The organism is Dolichospermum flos-aquae CCAP 1403/13F (assembly GCF_012516395.1).
Classification (GTDB): domain Bacteria; phylum Cyanobacteriota; class Cyanobacteriia; order Cyanobacteriales; family Nostocaceae; genus Dolichospermum; species Dolichospermum lemmermannii.
The window spans coordinates 4,263,683-4,280,229 of record NZ_CP051206.1; the positions used below are offsets into that span (position 1 = coordinate 4,263,683).

Genomic DNA, 16,547 nt, shown 5'->3' on the forward strand with positions numbered 1-16,547 from the left:
TAACTAGTACAACCCTGAAAAACCTAAATTGTATTTTTAGAAATGACTGATAATACCTTACTCTCAACCGCATCAGAAACCTTTGTTTTTCCCTTGTCCTTTTCCCAAGAAAGACTATGGTTTCTTAACCAACTTGAAGGAGCTAATGCTACCTACAATATGTCTGCGGCAATTCGTTTAAGTGGAAAAATTAATATTCAAGTTCTAGAAAAAGCTATAAACGAAATTCTTCAACGTCATGAGGTGTTAAGAACGAGTTTTCAGATTCTCGATAGTCAAACAGTACAGGTAATTTCTACAGATGTAGATTTCACCCTACATTGTATTAATTTAGAAGATTTGCCCGCAACTGAACGGGAGATAAACGTTCAAAAATGGATGAAAAAGGAAGCTATCACACCTTTTGATCTATCTCAATCTCCCTTAATCAGAGCTACACTTTTACAAACTGATATTCAAGAATATGTACTGTTGGTGACAATGCACCATATTATCTCAGATGCTTGGTCTGTGGGTATTGTCATTCGAGAGTTGTCTATAATATACCGAGCTTTTATTGAAAGTCAGCCCCATGCGCTGCCAGAATTAGATATTCAATATGCTGACTTTTCCCAGTGGCAAAGGGAATGGCTGCAAGGAGACAGATTAGATAAACAGCTTACCTATTGGAAGAATTACTTAGCTGGTGTGTCGCCATTTCTCAAATTACCTACAGATCATCCTCGTCCACCAATTCAGACATTCTCAGGACAGAATCAGCGATTTGCAATTGGGGCTGATTTGAGCATTGCCCTGAAACAATTGGCACAGGAGAATGGTTGCACCTTATTTATGGTTTTGTTTGCGGCCTATGCCACATTACTCCATCGTTACAGTAATCAGGAAGATGTGGTGGTGGGTACATCTGTGGCCAATCGCAGCCAACCTGAACTAGAAACATTAATTGGCTTTTTTGTCAATACTTTAGTTCTCCGGGCAAAGTTTGAGCAAAATCTCACTTTCCTGGAACTGTTACAACAGGTAAAACAAGGGGCGCTAGAAAGTTACACCCATCAAGATTTACCCTTTGAACAAATTGTCGAAGCATTACAACCAGAACGAAATTTAAGCCATTCCCCGATTTTTCAGGTGTGGTTTGTGTTACAGAATACTCCCACTGAAACCTTACAACTACCAGATGTCACATTAACACCCTTGTTGTCTGAAACTCAGGTAGCTAAATTTGATTTAGCCTTATCAATGTCAGAAACCAAGTCAGGTTTGACAGGAATGTGGCAATATAACACAGATTTATTCGATGCTGATACCATAGCGCGGATGGTCGGGAATTTTCAGGTGTTGTTGGAGGCGATCGCTACCCAACCCCAGGAAAAGATTAACCTGTTACCACTGTTAACGACACAAGAACAACAACTGTTAAATAACTGGAATCATACAGCCGCTCCCTATCCACAAGATGTTTGCATTCATCAAATATTTGAAAAACAGGTGATGCTGACACCGGACGCTGTGGCGGTAGTATACGGAGAACAGCAACTCACATATCAACAATTAAACGATCGCGCAAACCAATTAGCCCATCATTTACAAAGTATAGGGGTTGGTGCAGAAGTATTAGTAGGACTTTGTGTACATCGTTCTCTGGAAATGATTGTGGGTTTGTTAGCAATTCTCAAAGCTGGTGGGGCTTATGTTCCCTTAGATCCCAATTATCCAGAAGAACGTTTAGCATACATCCTTAAAGATGCTGCGGTTTCCGTGTTGTTAATCCCCGAATCACTGGAGGAAAATTTGCCTCCCTCCTATGCCTTGGTAGTCTATTTAGATAGTGATTGGCAGGAAATTGCTACCCAAAGCTGTGAAAATCCTGTCCCCACAGTCCAACCCCACAACTTGGCCTATGTGATTTATACATCCGGTTCTACTGGTCAACCCAAGGGCGTTTTAGTAACTCATCAGGGTATTGGTAATCTGGCTCTAGCTCAACAAAACTTATTTAAAGTAGAAAGTGATAGTCGCGTCCTGCAATTTGCGGCTTTTGGTTTTGATGCTTCCGTTTCCGAAATCTTCATGGCCTTGGTATCTGGCGCTCAACTGGTATTAGCACCATCACAACAAATAATGCCCGGTGTAGATTTGCAACGGACGATTGCTCATCATGGTATTACTCACATTACCTTACCCCCTTCAGCCTTAGCAATTTTGCCCCCAGAGCAGATACCAACACTAAAACAGGTAATTGTCGCTGGAGAAGCCTGTCCTGAACCTCTGGCTCGAATTTGGAGTCAAGGGCGGCATTTTTTCAACGCCTATGGACCGAGTGAAGCTACAGTTTGCGCCACCGTGGCGGAAGTTTGTTTCCCAGCAGCGGACAACACTAATGCAGTAGTTCCCATTGGTAGAGCGATCGCTAATACACAAATTTATATTCTTGATAACGCCTTACAACTTGTACCAGTAGGAGTACCAGGGGAAATATATATTGGTGGTGTCGGTATAGCTAGGGGATATTCCCACCAACCGCAACTGACAGCCGCAAAATTTATCGAAAATCCCTTTCAAGCGGGAAGACTATATAAGACAGGGGATTTAGCCCGATATTTGCCCGATGGTAACATCGAATTTTTAGGTCGTCTTGACCGTCAAGTGAAAATTCGCGGGTTTAGAATTGAACTCTCAGAAATAGAAGCCCATTTAAGTCAGCATCCTCAAATACAGGAAACCACCGTTATTACCCGTGAAGACCCTTCGGGAAATCAACGATTGATAGCATATTTAGTGTCTAAAGACAATACCTTAACTACATCAGAATTAAGGCAGTTTCTCAAAAACAGGCTACCAGATTACATGGTGCCAAATATCTTTGTCATGTTGGACGTAATGCCATTAACACCAAATGGCAAAATTGATCATCGCAGCCTACCCTCTCCTGAACAAGATTTAATAGAGGAAAACAATTTTGTTGCGCCCCGTACACCGACAGAACAGCAAATTGCTGATATATTTGCGGCTGTTTTAAAAATAGAACAGGTAGGTATTTACAATAACTTCTTTGAACTCGGCGGACATTCGCTTTTAGCCACTCAAATTATCTCTCGATTTCGAGAAACTTTTCAAATCGAACTACCTTTAGAAACAATATTTAAATCACCAAATGTTGCTGATTTGGATGTAATTATTCAGGAATGGTTAAATAATAATTCCGGGACAGATTCACCTCTAAATCAACCTTTACCGCCTGTAGTTGCACTACCAAGGGATAGTTCCTTACCTCTAAGTTGGGGACAAGAACGTTTGTGGTTCTTAGATCAGTTAGAAGGGAGTAGAGTAGCGTATAACATTCCGATGGCAATTCAGTTGCAAGGAGATTTAAATATTCAGGCTTTAGAACGGGCATTTCAAGAGATTGTCCACCGTCATGAAATATTGCGAACTCACTTTGCCACTGTTGATGGCCAGCCCATACAAGTAATTGCCACAGCATCAAATTTTGGTTTAATTCAAGACAGCCTAAAAATAAGTTCTGGTGATAAATTAGCTATTGAAATTAAGCAAAGACTCATCCAAGAGGCGCAAACACCCTTTGATTTAACTCAGTCTCCTTTAATTCGGGCGTTACTACTGCACACAGGTGAAAATAACTATATTCTCCTTGTCACCATACATCACATTGTTAGCGATGGCTGGTCTATCAGAGTCATGGTAAACGAGTTATCCAGGCTCTATACTGCCTTTGTCCAGGGGTTGCCCTCTCCTTTACCACCTTTAACCATCCAGTACGCAGATTTTGTCCAGTGGCAACGTCAATGGTTACAGGGGGACATTCTGGAACGGCAGTTAACCTACTGGAAAACATACCTTTTAGGCGCTCCTCCAGTGCTGGAATTGCCTACTGATTATCCCCGTGCTGGGGTGCAAACCTTTCGCGGCTCACAGCAATCTTTTCAACTGTCTGGTGAATTGATTCATCAACTTAAACAACTTACCCAAACTACAGACACGACATTATTTATGGTGTTGTGTAGCACTTTCCTGATTTTACTCAATCGTTATAGTGGTCAGGATGACATGATAGTGGGAACTGTCATGGCTAATCGTAATCGCACTGAGATTGAACCTTTAATTGGTTTATTTGTGAATACGTTGGTGCTGCGAACTCAGTTTGGAGAAGATGCCACTTTTATAGATATTTTGAGGCAGGTACAGCAAGGAACACTTGGAGGATATGCCCATCAAGATGTACCATTTGAAAAAATTGTGGAAGTATTGCAACCAGAACGAAATCTCAGCCATTCACCTCTATTCCAGGTGATGTTTTCGTTGCAAAATGCAGCCAGCACTTCACTAGATTTACCAGATGTTGTTTCTACTCCCCTGAAGTCGGAAATCCTCACAGCAAAATTTGATGTCACTGTTTCAATGGTAGAAACTGAGTCTGGATTGTCTGGCTTTTGGGAGTACAACACAGATTTATTTAAACCAGAAACCATCGCTGGCATGATCGGCCATTTCCAGATATTGTTGGCGGAGATTGTCACCAATGCTCAAGAGTGTGTCAGTAAATTGCCCCTATTGACACCACAGGAAACACACCAGCTATTAGTTAGCTGGAATCATACAGAAGTTGACTATAACCCAGATCATTGTTTGCATCAACAGTTTGAACAACAGGTAGAGCGAACACCAGAAGCGATCGCCCTAATTTGCCAAAATCAGGAGTTAACTTACCGAGAACTCAATCACCGAGCAAATCAATTAGCACATTACTTACAGCGTCAAGGCATCAGACCAGAAATGTTAGTGGGTATTTGTGTAGAGCGATCGCTAGAAATGATGGTGGGGTTATTAGGAATTCTCAAAGCCGGCGCAGCATACATTCCCCTTGACCCACAGTATCCCCCAGAACGATTAGCTTTTATCCTCTCAGATAGCCAATTACCACTGTTATTAACCCAGGAACGTCTCCAGGGGAATTTACCTAGTCATGGGGCTAAGGTCATCTGTTTAGATACTGATTGGGCTGACATTGCCCAGGAAAATCACACTAATCTGGGGACATCGGTAAAAGGTGAAAACCTAGCCTATCTCATCTACACTTCTGGTTCAACTGGACAACCCAAAGGGGTGATGATTGAACATCGTCAAGTTGCTAATTTCTTTGTGGGCATGGATCAGCGACTAGGCACACAAAGCAGTTCTCACTCGACAAAAACCTGGCTGGCTGTGACAACTATTTCCTTTGATATCTCGATTCTGGAATTATTCTGGACATTGGCACGGGGGTTTAAGGTAGTTATTCAACCAGAGCCAGAGAAAACCATTGCGGCTACAGTTCCAGCGACACGGATACCAGAAAAAACAATGGAGTTTTCCCTGTTCTATTTTGCCAATGACAATGATACAGGCAATGATCAAAGAGAAAACCGTTACAAGTTGTTGATTGAAGGGGCTAAATTTGCTGATGGACATGGATTTACGGCAGTTTGGACACCAGAACGTCATTTCCATGAGTTTGGGGGGATTTATCCTAATCCGGCGGTGGCGAGTGCCGCGATCGCCGCAGTAACTAAACAGGTAAAAATTCGGGCTGGTAGTGTGGTTCTACCACTACATCAAGAAATTCGCGTCGCCGAAGAATGGGCTTTTGTAGATAATTTATCTCATGGTCGAGTGGGAATTTCTTTTGCCAGTGGTTGGCAACCCAATGACTTTGTACTATCTCCCGACAATTATCAACGTCGTAAATCACTCCTCGTGGAACAGATCGAAACTGTCCGCAAACTTTGGCGAGGGGAATCTATCACCCTCAAAAATGGCAATGGTATTCCCACAGAAGTTAGAACTTTCCCTAAACCAATTCAAGCCGAATTACCAAGTTGGTTAACTGCTGCTGGTAATCCCGAAACCTTCCGATTAGCAGGAGAGTTGGGTTTAAATGTGCTGACACATCTTTTAGGACAAGGTGTGGAAGAACTGGCAGAAAAAATTAAAATTTATCGTCAGGCCTGGCAACAACAAGGACATCCGGGTAATGGTCATATTACTTTGATGCTACATACCTTTGTTGGCGATGACGAAGACACAGTGCGGGAACAGGTACGTATTCCCCTGTATAATTATTTAGAGCAATCTATGGAACTAATTCAAAAGATGCTCAAAGGAACTCAATTTGAGGCGCAGCTTGATGAATTTGCCCCAGAGGATCGAAAGACTTTGCTATCCCATGCCTTTGAGCGTTATTTTGCCACCAGTGGACTATTAGGAACTCCTGCCAAATGTTTGACGATGATTGACAATCTTAAAGCCATTGGTGTTGATGAAGTGGGATGTTTAATTGATTTTGGCGTAGATGTTAATTCGGCCTTATCTAGTTTAGAAAAGCTCAATCAAGTCAAAAAACTGAGTAATAGTGGTGTTAATCCTGAAGATTATGGTATTTTGAACCAAATTCAGCGCTATCAAGTATCCCATCTTCAATGTACTCCTTCTTTAGCCAGAATGATGACGTTGATGCCCAATGGTATTGAGAGCTTGAGTTGTTTACAATATTTAATGTTGGGTGGAGAAGCGTTACCACCAACTTTAGTTAAACAGTTGGGAACATCTATCAATGCCCATATTTACAATATGTATGGACCAACTGAAGCGACTATTTGGTCATCTACGGCAATTGTGAATCACAATGATCCGAAAACCAGTATTACCATTGGTAAACCCATAGCCAATACTCAGATTTATATTTTGGATCAATGGTTAAATCCTCTGCCTGTGGGAGTTCCAGGAGAGTTATATATTGGAGGCAGGGGTTTAGCTAGGGGATACTTAAACCGTCCTGAGTTGACAGCAAAGCAATTTATACAGAATCCTTTTGAGAGCGATAGGCAAGCTCGTCTTTATAAAACAGGTGATTTAGCCCGATATTTAGCTGATGGAAATATAGAATTTTTGGGGCGTGTTGACTATCAAGTTAAGCTGCGAGGATTCCGCATTGAATTAGGGGAAATTGAAGCGGTACTGAGTCAACATCCCCAGGTTCAGCAAGCGGTGGTCGTCCTAGACGGAACAGAGGAAAATCAGCGCCTTGTGGGTTACATTGTTCCCCATTCCCCATTGTCTTCACCCACTCCCCATGAGTTATCTCAATTCCTCCTCAAGACCCTACCTGATTACATGATGCCGAGTATTTTTGTCTCACTTGAGCAAATGCCCTTAACCCCCAATGGCAAAATTAACCGTCGGGCGTTACCAGCACCATCGGCTCAAAGTCCGTCATTAAAGTATATTCCTCCTCGTACTCCTGTAGAAAGACAATTAACTCAAATTTGGTCTGAGGTTTTACATCTGGACTGGATTGGTATTCGTGATAATTTCTTTGAACTAGGTGGACGCTCCCTACTGGCAGTACAATTGATGTCACGGGTGCAAAAGGTATTTGGTCAACAATTACCCCTGGCTACCCTCTTCCAAGCCCCAACCATAGAGAATTTAGCCCGGCAATTAGTTCGCTCAGATAGTACCCAGCAATCATCTTGCTTAATACCCATTCAACCCCAAGGCTCAAAATTGCCCCTATTTTTTATTCCAGGGTCAGGGGGTAGTGTGGTACAATTCTATGAACTCTCTCGTTGTTTGGGGTTAGAGCAGCCTTTCTATGGCTTACAGGCTCAAGAATTAGATGATCAATCTCAACCTTTAAGTCGGGTTGAGGATATGGCCATTAGGTATCTTGAAGCTATTCGATCTGTCCAACCCCAAGGTCCTTATATTTTGGGTGGTCATTCCTTGGGGGGTAAGGTGGCTTTTGAAATCGCCCGACAACTGTTAGCGCAAGGACAAGAAATTAAATTCTTGGCCATTGTTGATGCTACTGCTCCTGTGCCTATTCAGCAAGTTTTCACCCCTGGGGATTGGCATGATGCTGAGTGGTTAAATGCGATCGCCTCTGGAGCAGCAGAAGCCTTGGGAATCACCTTGGATATCTCCTCTGAAATGTTAAATGGTTTATCTCCAAAAGAGCAGTTTAGCCACGTGGAAAATCAGTTTGTCCAAAATGGTATTTTAGCACCTGAAGACAGTGAAACCCAGTTAAAAAAATTGATTGAACTGACGAAAATTCAACATACAAGTGCTGTAAATTATCAATGTTCAGAACGGTTGGCTTTGCCAATTACACTCTTTAAGTCTGCTGAACGAGTAAATAATTCTATCATCTTTGCAGGTAATTCACTGCTAAATGAACCTACCCTGGGTTGGGATCAATTTTCCACCGAACCTGTGGTCTGTCATCTGATTCCGGGAAGTCATTATTCCATCATGGCTAATCCTCATGTCAAGGAATTAGCAGCACATTTACAAGGCTACTTAAATTAAATTTTTCTTAAGGAGAAAATTCATGTCAGATGAAAAGTTTTACCTCAAACAAAATGTGGTTTTAGAACCGTTAGTTAATCAGTGGCACGCTTGGTCTTATTTGATAGCTCCAGCTACGGCAGCTATGTATATTCTCAATTCCCATTTAAAGATTATGCAGTCTTTTGTGTCTGCCCCAAAAGTGCATATTTCCGCCCTCAAATCACCAAAGATGATGGCGGGACCTTTTGTTAATCATGATGAAAGTGCTGCTAGTGATATTAAGGATTTGATTGAATACTTGAGGACAAAACAAGCACATATGTTAGAGCTTGCTGAAGCTATTAAAATCCTGAATGAATATCTAGAGACAGAAGCTAGTGGTTTTTCTTTAGAAGAAATATATGCAAAAATTCCTCAGTCTCTTCAGGGATTTGTTGAACTTAATTATGATTTAAATAATCATCCAGCGATGCGTTTAATGGAGGGGCTTTTGTACCACAGTGTTTATTGTAATCAGGTTTCCCAAAGTATTGCAATGTATGTTGTTGAACAGGATCAACGACCTTTTATTTTTAGCACGCCTAGATTAAAGCAAGCTGATAATTTACATCTGCATATCCCATTCAAACATCAGATTTTAGATCAACTATCGAAAATGAAATATGTTCCTGGTGATTTGCAAGAAATTAAAGAGAAATTAGATATTGATGATCAAGATGAAACACTATTTGTAAGTTTCTTTACACAAGAGCCTCCCCATCAGCAACCCCGTCAATTTGATCAAGATGGTGTCAGAGTCCGTTATTTTGGCCATGCTTGTCTGTTGATAGAATCAAAAGATGTGAATATCCTCTGCGATCCACTTATCAGTTATAATTACCCCAATGCCAGCGATCGCTATACCTACGCTGATTTACCTCCCATTATTGACTACATTGTGATTACTCACCACCATCATGATCACTGTGTAATTGAAACATTATTACAGCTAAGACATCGGGTGAAAACTGTGATTGTTCCTAAAAATAATGGCGGAAGTCTGGCTGATCCTGCCATGAAACTTATTTTACAGAGTATTGGTTTTAAGGATGTGAGAGAAATTGATGAAATGGAAGAGATAGATATTACAGGGGGTAGCATTACTGGGTTGCCATTTTTGGGTGAACATGGAGATTTAAATATTAGAAGTAAAATCGCTTATTTAATCACTTTGTTAGGTCGCTCAGTCATGGTTTCAGCGGACTCTAGAATTCGTGATCCTCATGTTTGTAAAAATATATGCAATTCAGTTAATAAGATTGATGCTTTATTTTTAGGACTACAATCTGATGGAGCACCTTTGAGTTGGGCTTATGGTTCATTATTATGTAAACCTTTAAGTCGCAAAATGGATAATGATAGACAAGTGGGAGGAGCTAACTTTGAAATTGCCAGTAGTATGGTTGAACAGTTGAAACCTAACTCTATGTATGTCTATGCAATGGGCTATGAACCTTGGTTAAGTTATATGATGGTTCCTGATTTTGACGGACCTATGGCAGAGTCGAAGAAGTTAATTGACGAATGTAATAGCAAGGGAATTTTTTCAGAACAATTGTTTGGTTACAAGGAAATTTTGTGTCGGCTCAATAAGTAGGTGTTACGGTTCGCAAACATAAACACTCCGGCTTGCAAACAAGACAATTTTTGGCTCAAATTAATTGCAAATAAGATTGCACTTGGCATCACCGTGCCACTGGAGTTTAGACTAAGGCATGACAAAATGACCCAGAAGGACTGAGTTGACAAATTACATAGCTCAAACTAGAAAAACTAAGAGGTTAGGCTGATTTAGGTTGTTCCTTCTTTGGTCTAGGAGTAGTTTTTTTGACTGTAGGGTAGCGAATTCTGCGTAAGCGGATTCTCCCAGTAGGGCCAGCCAGGAGACTTTCCACGGGGTTTGGGGGTTTCAGCCGGTGTACCAATCAGGGTTAGCGCATCTCAAACGCTATTGACAGAAGAATTACAGTAGAGGAGAATAGTTTGCTATGGATGCTGCTAACACAGAAACCATGTATTGATCATTCATGGCAGCTCGTCGTGATTTTTGTCGAATACTGCGACGAAAAGTTGGTTCTCTGTCTAAGGCATTGAGGGCAATACGACGTAGTAAGGCAAAGTTTTGTGGACTGTGCATGGAACGAATTCGACATTCATCTTCATGGAAAGTGACATCCAATGTCCAATGAACAGAGTTTTCAATCCCCCAATGCTGTCGAATTGCACTACCAATTTTGTTAGCATCACTATCAAGACTAGTAATATAAAATTGAATTTCATGGGTAGTTTTATTCCAATGCTGAACCTTACGAACTACCATGACTACTGTTGTTAATCCTGCCCATTGGTTTTGTTCATAAAGTGCTGGTAATTGTGAAATTGGAACAGTATAAACTGTCCGATTTTCGATGCGGTGATGTCCTTCCTTACTTCCCCTACTTCCCCTACTTCCCCTACTTCCCCTACCTCCCCTACCTCCCCTACCTCCCCTACCTCCCCTACCTCCCCTACCTACTCCCTGCCTCCCCTACCTCCCCTACCTCCCCTACCTACTCCCTGCCTCCCCTACCTCCCCTACCTCCCCTACCTACTCCCTGCCTGGACAGAATTCTCGCACCTTTTGGGGAAGTTGCCGACAGACTTGTGAGAATGATTGGGGAGATAATTGCCACCAAGCAAATAAACCGACAGTGGTACTTCCCAGCAACAAAACTAATAATCTCGCAAATAGTCCCAAACCTTTGCTTCTAGATGGTTTTATCGGTGCTGTCTGTGCTTCTGTCAGACTTAAATCAAGCAGGGCTTGGGAACTTGCGGCTAAATCTGTTTCTATGGATGCTGTGATAATTAATGCTTCTGAATCGGGAACAGCTAAGGGTTGGGGAGGAATAATTTCTGCCGGAGGTGCGGGGATAATTGCCATTGAGGATGGTTTGGCCACACGACAAAGGGTCAATACTACAGATATATTATCTTGGCCATTCTTTTCATTGGCGAGTTTAATTAATTCCTGGGTAGCATCTGCTATGTCTAAATCGCCTGTAAGCACGGGAATTGCGTAGTCTTGCCAGGATTGTTCGACTAAATTGCGATCGCTTAAACCATCGGAACACAGCAATAAAATCCCATCTTCTTCTATGATAAATCGTTGAATCGAAAAGTTGAGAAATTCGGCTTCTTTTGTGCCTAGTGCTTGGGTCAAGGCTTTGACTTCTGGGATTTGCAATGCTTGACGATATAAAGTTTTCCCTAAACCAACTTTTCGTTTTACCATATCATCATCTACAGTCAGAAGTTGACAATAATTCTGGGTTATCCAATAAGCCCGACTATCACCAATATGGGCTAAATAAAGTTCGTGGGAATTTTCTAATTGTTCTCCTCTTTGGGGGATTTGCAAGGACATGATTAAGGTTGTGGCCATGCGTTCTTTGCCCTGGCGTTTTTGCTCGTCATTGCGCGACCATACCACATTATTAACGACTCGCAAACAAGACTCTATTTGTTGATATAATAAATCCGGGGTTAATAGTTCTGTTTGTTGTCCTATCTCTGTTAATAAAGCCCGCATTTGCAATTTGAGAGACTGCAAAGCTAATTGACTCGCAACTTCACCACCTTCATGGCCACCAATACCATCACAAATAATTGCTAGTCGTGGTTGTAATTGATCATCTATATCTCTCGGATGACTGGGATAACAGGCATCTTCATTATGTTTAATAACATTTCCAGGATCTGTTGCCCCGGCTATGGTTAAATATAAAGGTAAGTCGGCGGCTGTTGTTAGCAATAATTCATTAAGTTGAGTATTGATGATCTGTAAATCAATTTCTGGTTGACACATTAACTCAACTATGATGTTTAGTTTTTCGGCAATTGTGGTTTTGGCTATTGTCACCCAGTTCCGCCAAGAATTACCTAAATCTTGTAAAGTTGGTGGTTCTGTACTTTGATGCAGTTCTAATAACCGAATACACCAACCTTGCACACATAAATTATCTGCTAATAGTAAGCTTTGGGCAACTCCTAATTTTGATAAATGTGTCCATAGTTGGAGAATTTGCCATAACCAGTAAACTTGTCTGATGGGAGATGCTTGTTCCCAGGAGTCGGTAATTTTCGGGTAAATGCAGCCTATTTCATCTATGGGGGCATTTTCTAGCAGTAAAATATCACCATATATTTCTGCTAAGGAAGTAAACCCATAAGCTTGGGGAATATGTAAACGTTGTGAATATAAGCTGAGATAGGGAATAACGATATTTGGCAGTGGGGCAGGTATATGTGGTAAGGTTGCAGGTTTGGTATCTAGCCAAATTTGTGGTTTGATGACTTCATATCTGTCTGCTACTTTTGTTCCTGGGGGAATTTCTGCTACTTGGTTGCCAGTTGCCCGGAGATAGCGGTAAATTAGGGGAGTGTGACAGCGATCGCAAATAGTATCCCCCACAGAGTTAATTGGTTGATCACATTCGGAATTTGGGCAATTAATAATCCGTTGATTAGAAAGCATAATTAAATTGATGATTAGTTTTTTCTGTAAATATTCACTGTATTGATGTATCTAATCTCAAGTTAAGATGGAACTGCATGGAATCAGATTTTAAGAATATTTGAACGCAGATAAACGCAGATAAACGCAGATAAGGATGGATGAATAGATTTCATGATTCTTTGCAGTCTCTCATAAAATTAGTACGAGTAAATCTATTGTAAGGGAAAAGCGTTATGCCAAGTTTTACCTTAATTTGGCTGTTAGCAGGGTCGGTTCTGTGTTTAACGGAACTTTTTTTACCATCAGCTTTTGTTTCTTTCATGATGGGTATTAGTGCCTTGATGGTGGGATTATTATCTTACTTGGGGATAGGAAATTTGTGGATACAAGTTACAGCTTGGCTTTTATTTTCCACAATTCTGATTATCCTGTCTCGGCGGTTTTTGCAACCACGACGACGGAAATCAAAAATTCAAGATGCAGTCATAGCTGAAACTTTAACGGAAATTTTGCCGGGACAGGTGGGCAGGGTACTATACGAGGGTAACTCTTGGCGAGCAAAATGTGATGACGACAAAATCAGCTTACCACCTCAGCAAACTGTTTATGTGGTGAGAAGGGAAGGGACGACTTTAATTGTCATTCCAGATAATTTTTTGAGTTAGTTGTCAGTAGGGGCGAAGCATTTGGAAGATAAATTATCGGTCATTGCCAAAAATAGTTCTCCAAATGCTTCGCCCGTACAGTTGTTAGTTCTGGCTTTAATGGTCAATACCTGTAAATTAGGAGAAAATTATTATGGAACAGTTTTTTTTACTGGTCTTTTTGGCGCTGGGTGGTTCTGCTGTTGCTGGATCTGTGCGTGTTGTTAATCAGGGAAATGAAGCTTTGGTGGAAAGATTGGGTAGTTATAACAAAAAAATGCACCCAGGGCTAAATTTTGTGATCCCGTTTATTGATAAAGTTGTCTACCAAGAAACTATTCGGGAAAAAGTTCTCGATATTCCGCCTCAAAAGTGTATCACCCGCGATAATGTGGGCATTGAGGTAGATGCGGTGATTTATTGGCGGATTGTAGATATGGAAAAAGCCCGCTATAAGGTCGAGGATCTGCAATCGGCGATGGTAAATTTGGTGTTGACTCAAATTCGTTCGGAAATGGGACAATTGGAGTTAGATCAAACTTTTACTGCCCGTACCCAAATCAATGAATTGTTATTACAGGAATTGGATGTTTCTACTGATCCTTGGGGTGTAAAGGTGACGCGAGTGGAGTTGAGGGATATTATTCCTTCTCAAGCAGTCCGGGAAGCAATGGAATTACAAATGTCGGCGGAACGTCGCAAACGGGCATCTATTTTAACTTCGGAAGGTGATAGGGAATCTGCGGTTAATAGTGCCAGAGGTAAGGCTGATGCCCAACTTTTGGACGCTGAAGCTCGACAAAAATCAGTAATTATGCAGGCAGAAGCTGAACAAAAAACAATCATTCTCAGGGCGCAAGCAGAACGCCAACAACAGGTTTTAAAGGCACAAGCGATCGCTGAATCTGCTGAAATTATTGCCCAAAGAATCAAAGCTAACCCTGATGCTCAAAAAGCTCTGGATGTGCTGTTAGCATTAAATTATTTGGATATGGGGACTACTATTGGTAAAAGTGATAGCAGCAAGGTGATGTTTATGGACCCCCGCAATATTCCCGCTACTTTAGAAGGTATTCGTTCTATTGTTTCAGATAATACTTCTGATCCCAAACCTCTCTTTCCCAGCAATTAAATAATTCCTTCTTTCCTTGTTTCTTTCTTCATTCCTTCTTCCTTCTTCCTTCTTCCTTCATTCTGACTCCTGACTCCTGACTCGGTGACTCCTTGACTCGACATTTTGTACACAGTCCAAAAAACTCTAGAGTGTGATAAAACACTTTAAATTGATGGCTGGTTTGTAATTGGTTTTCGAGTTCATGGACAGGACATTGATGAATGGGAATAGAAATACCGCATTGTAGGCAGGTGAGATGGTGTTTATCCTGTTGTGTTAAGCTATATAAGGCTTCCCCATTTGCCAAAGTTCGCACTTGCACTAAGCCTTCTAATTTGAGAGCATCCAAGGAACGGTAAACTGTTGCTAAACCCATGCTTTGTTTGAGATTACGTAATTCTACGTAAATATCCTGGGCAGAAATGCCTTGTTTAAGATTTTGTAACAGGTTTAAAATCCGTTCTTGACTACGAGTATGTATGGCTCTCATAAATGTTTGTTAAATTTGTATCTATGTAGGGGGAATTCATGAATTCCCCTACTCCTCATTATATTTTCACTCAGTTAGACCATAAAAGTTATAGGATAGCGATCGCAGCATTCAGCAAAAAGCCTGTGCAAATAAAATATATAGCTAAAATTTTCGTGACCCTGAGAACTTCAGTTTTAGATCCTGCTGGTGTGGCTGTACAATCTGGCCTCAAACAAATGGGATACGACAACGTGGAACAGGTGAGAATTGGTAAGTACATTGAGTTAACTATTGTCGCACCTGATGAGATGAAAGCGCGTCGAGACTTAAATCAAATCTGTGATCAAATGTTATCAAATCCTGTCATCGAAAATTATCGCTTTGACTTGATTGAAGTAGAATCACAAACTGGCGTATTTTGAAATGGGTAATGGGTAATTGGTGATTGGTGATTGGTAATGGGTAAGAGGGAAAATTATTGCCTTTTGCCTATTCCCTGACAACTGACAACTGTACGGGCGAAGCATTTGGAGAACTATTTTTGGCAATGACCGATAATTTATCTTCCAAATGCTTCGCCCCTACTGACAACTGACAACTAACAACTGACAACTGACAAACAATGAAATTCGGTATTTTAGTTTTTCCAGGTTCTAATTGTGATCGTGACGTTGCCTATGTTACTAGAGATTTACTAGGACAACCAACGCGCATGGTTTGGCATCAAGAGACAGATATTAGTGATATAGATGTAGTGATTGTCCCCGGTGGCTTTAGTTATGGGGATTATTTGCGTTGTGGGGCGATCGCTCGCTTCTCTCCTGTGATGCAGCAGGTGATTAATCATGCACAACAGGGTAGATTTGTTATCGGTATTTGCAACGGGTTTCAGGTATTAACTGAGGCTGGTTTATTACCGGGAGCATTGGCGAGAAATCAGGATTTGCACTTTATATGCGATCGCTCTCCCTTGAAAGTTGAGCGTAATAATTTACCTTGGACTCAAGGTTATGCGGAAGGGGAAATCATCACTTTACCCATTGCCCACGGAGAGGGGCGATTTTACGGTGACGAAACCACTTTAGCAGAAATCGAAGCCAACGGACAAGTTTTATTTCGTTATCAAACAAATCCCAACGGTTCACTCAATAACATTGCGGGGATTTGTAATCTGCAAGGTAATGTTTTGGGCATGATGCCACATCCAGAAAGAGCAGCAGATTCCGCGTTAGGGAATAGCGATGGTTTGCGTTTGTTTGAGGGGTTGTTGGGGAAGGTAGCGGCTTTGGTGTAACTGACTGATAAACAGATCCCTGACTTTTTGGAAAAGTTGGGGATCTATAATTTATTTTTTATTTATATATCTTGACTTGTCAAATCGCAAGGCATTATTATTTATAGTAATTAATTTTAGAACCAACAAGGAAG

General features: G+C 41.2%; 9 protein-coding genes and 1 pseudogene. 7 read left to right on the forward strand and 3 right to left on the reverse strand.

What is annotated here, in order from left to right; translation table 11 throughout:
* The first annotated feature begins 42 nt into the window (after positions 1-42).
* Both HGD76_RS20470 and HGD76_RS20475 read left to right on the forward strand, forming a co-directional pair.
* Entirely contained in the window at positions 43-8,370 is an 8,328-nt protein-coding gene (locus HGD76_RS20470) for a non-ribosomal peptide synthetase (RefSeq protein WP_168696858.1), read from the forward strand.
* 22 nt (positions 8,371-8,392) lie between these two features.
* Complete coding sequence (locus HGD76_RS20475) at positions 8,393-9,988, forward strand: MBL fold metallo-hydrolase (RefSeq protein ID WP_168696859.1); 1,596 nt, start codon at positions 8,393-8,395, stop codon at positions 9,986-9,988.
* A gap of 366 nt (positions 9,989-10,354) precedes the next feature.
* Here the strand turns inward: HGD76_RS20475 and HGD76_RS20480 are convergent.
* Positions 10,355-10,816 (reverse strand): annotated as a pseudogene (locus tag HGD76_RS20480) (ISAs1 family transposase); the annotation flags it as partial.
* A gap of 162 nt (positions 10,817-10,978) precedes the next feature.
* Positions 10,979-12,907 (reverse strand): protein phosphatase 2C domain-containing protein, encoded by a 1,929-nt coding sequence (locus tag HGD76_RS20485; RefSeq protein ID WP_168696860.1) that lies wholly within the window; start codon positions 12,905-12,907, stop codon positions 10,979-10,981.
* Between the two features lie 215 nt (positions 12,908-13,122).
* Between HGD76_RS20485 and HGD76_RS20490 the strand changes: the two genes are divergently transcribed.
* Genes HGD76_RS20490 through HGD76_RS20500 form a run of 3 tightly spaced genes read left to right on the forward strand, consistent with a single transcriptional unit; the run spans position 13,123 to position 14,665 of the window.
* A complete protein-coding gene (locus tag HGD76_RS20490; RefSeq protein ID WP_148766405.1) occupies positions 13,123-13,554 on the forward strand; it encodes an NfeD family protein in 432 nt (143 codons plus the stop codon).
* Entirely contained in the window at positions 13,555-13,761 is a 207-nt protein-coding gene (locus tag HGD76_RS20495) for a hypothetical protein (protein WP_168694558.1), read from the forward strand.
* Complete coding sequence (locus HGD76_RS20500) at positions 13,688-14,665, forward strand: SPFH domain-containing protein (protein WP_148766401.1); 978 nt, start codon at positions 13,688-13,690, stop codon at positions 14,663-14,665. The genes HGD76_RS20495 and HGD76_RS20500 overlap by 74 nt, the downstream gene beginning before the upstream one ends.
* A gap of 28 nt (positions 14,666-14,693) precedes the next feature.
* Here the strand turns inward: HGD76_RS20500 and HGD76_RS20505 are convergent, their stop codons facing one another.
* A complete protein-coding gene (locus tag HGD76_RS20505; RefSeq protein WP_168696861.1) occupies positions 14,694-15,137 on the reverse strand; it encodes a Fur family transcriptional regulator in 444 nt (147 codons plus the stop codon).
* 125 nt (positions 15,138-15,262) lie between these two features.
* On the opposite strand from HGD76_RS20505, the gene purS reads away from it, so the two are divergent.
* Together purS and purQ are read left to right on the forward strand one after the other, a co-directional pair.
* Complete coding sequence (purS, locus tag HGD76_RS20510; protein ID WP_041457555.1) at positions 15,263-15,541, forward strand: phosphoribosylformylglycinamidine synthase subunit PurS; 279 nt, start codon at positions 15,263-15,265, stop codon at positions 15,539-15,541.
* Between the two features lie 200 nt (positions 15,542-15,741).
* Positions 15,742-16,413, forward strand: coding sequence for a phosphoribosylformylglycinamidine synthase subunit PurQ (purQ, locus tag HGD76_RS20515; RefSeq protein WP_168696862.1), 672 nt, complete (start codon positions 15,742-15,744; stop codon positions 16,411-16,413).
* The last annotated feature ends 134 nt before the right edge of the window (positions 16,414-16,547 follow it).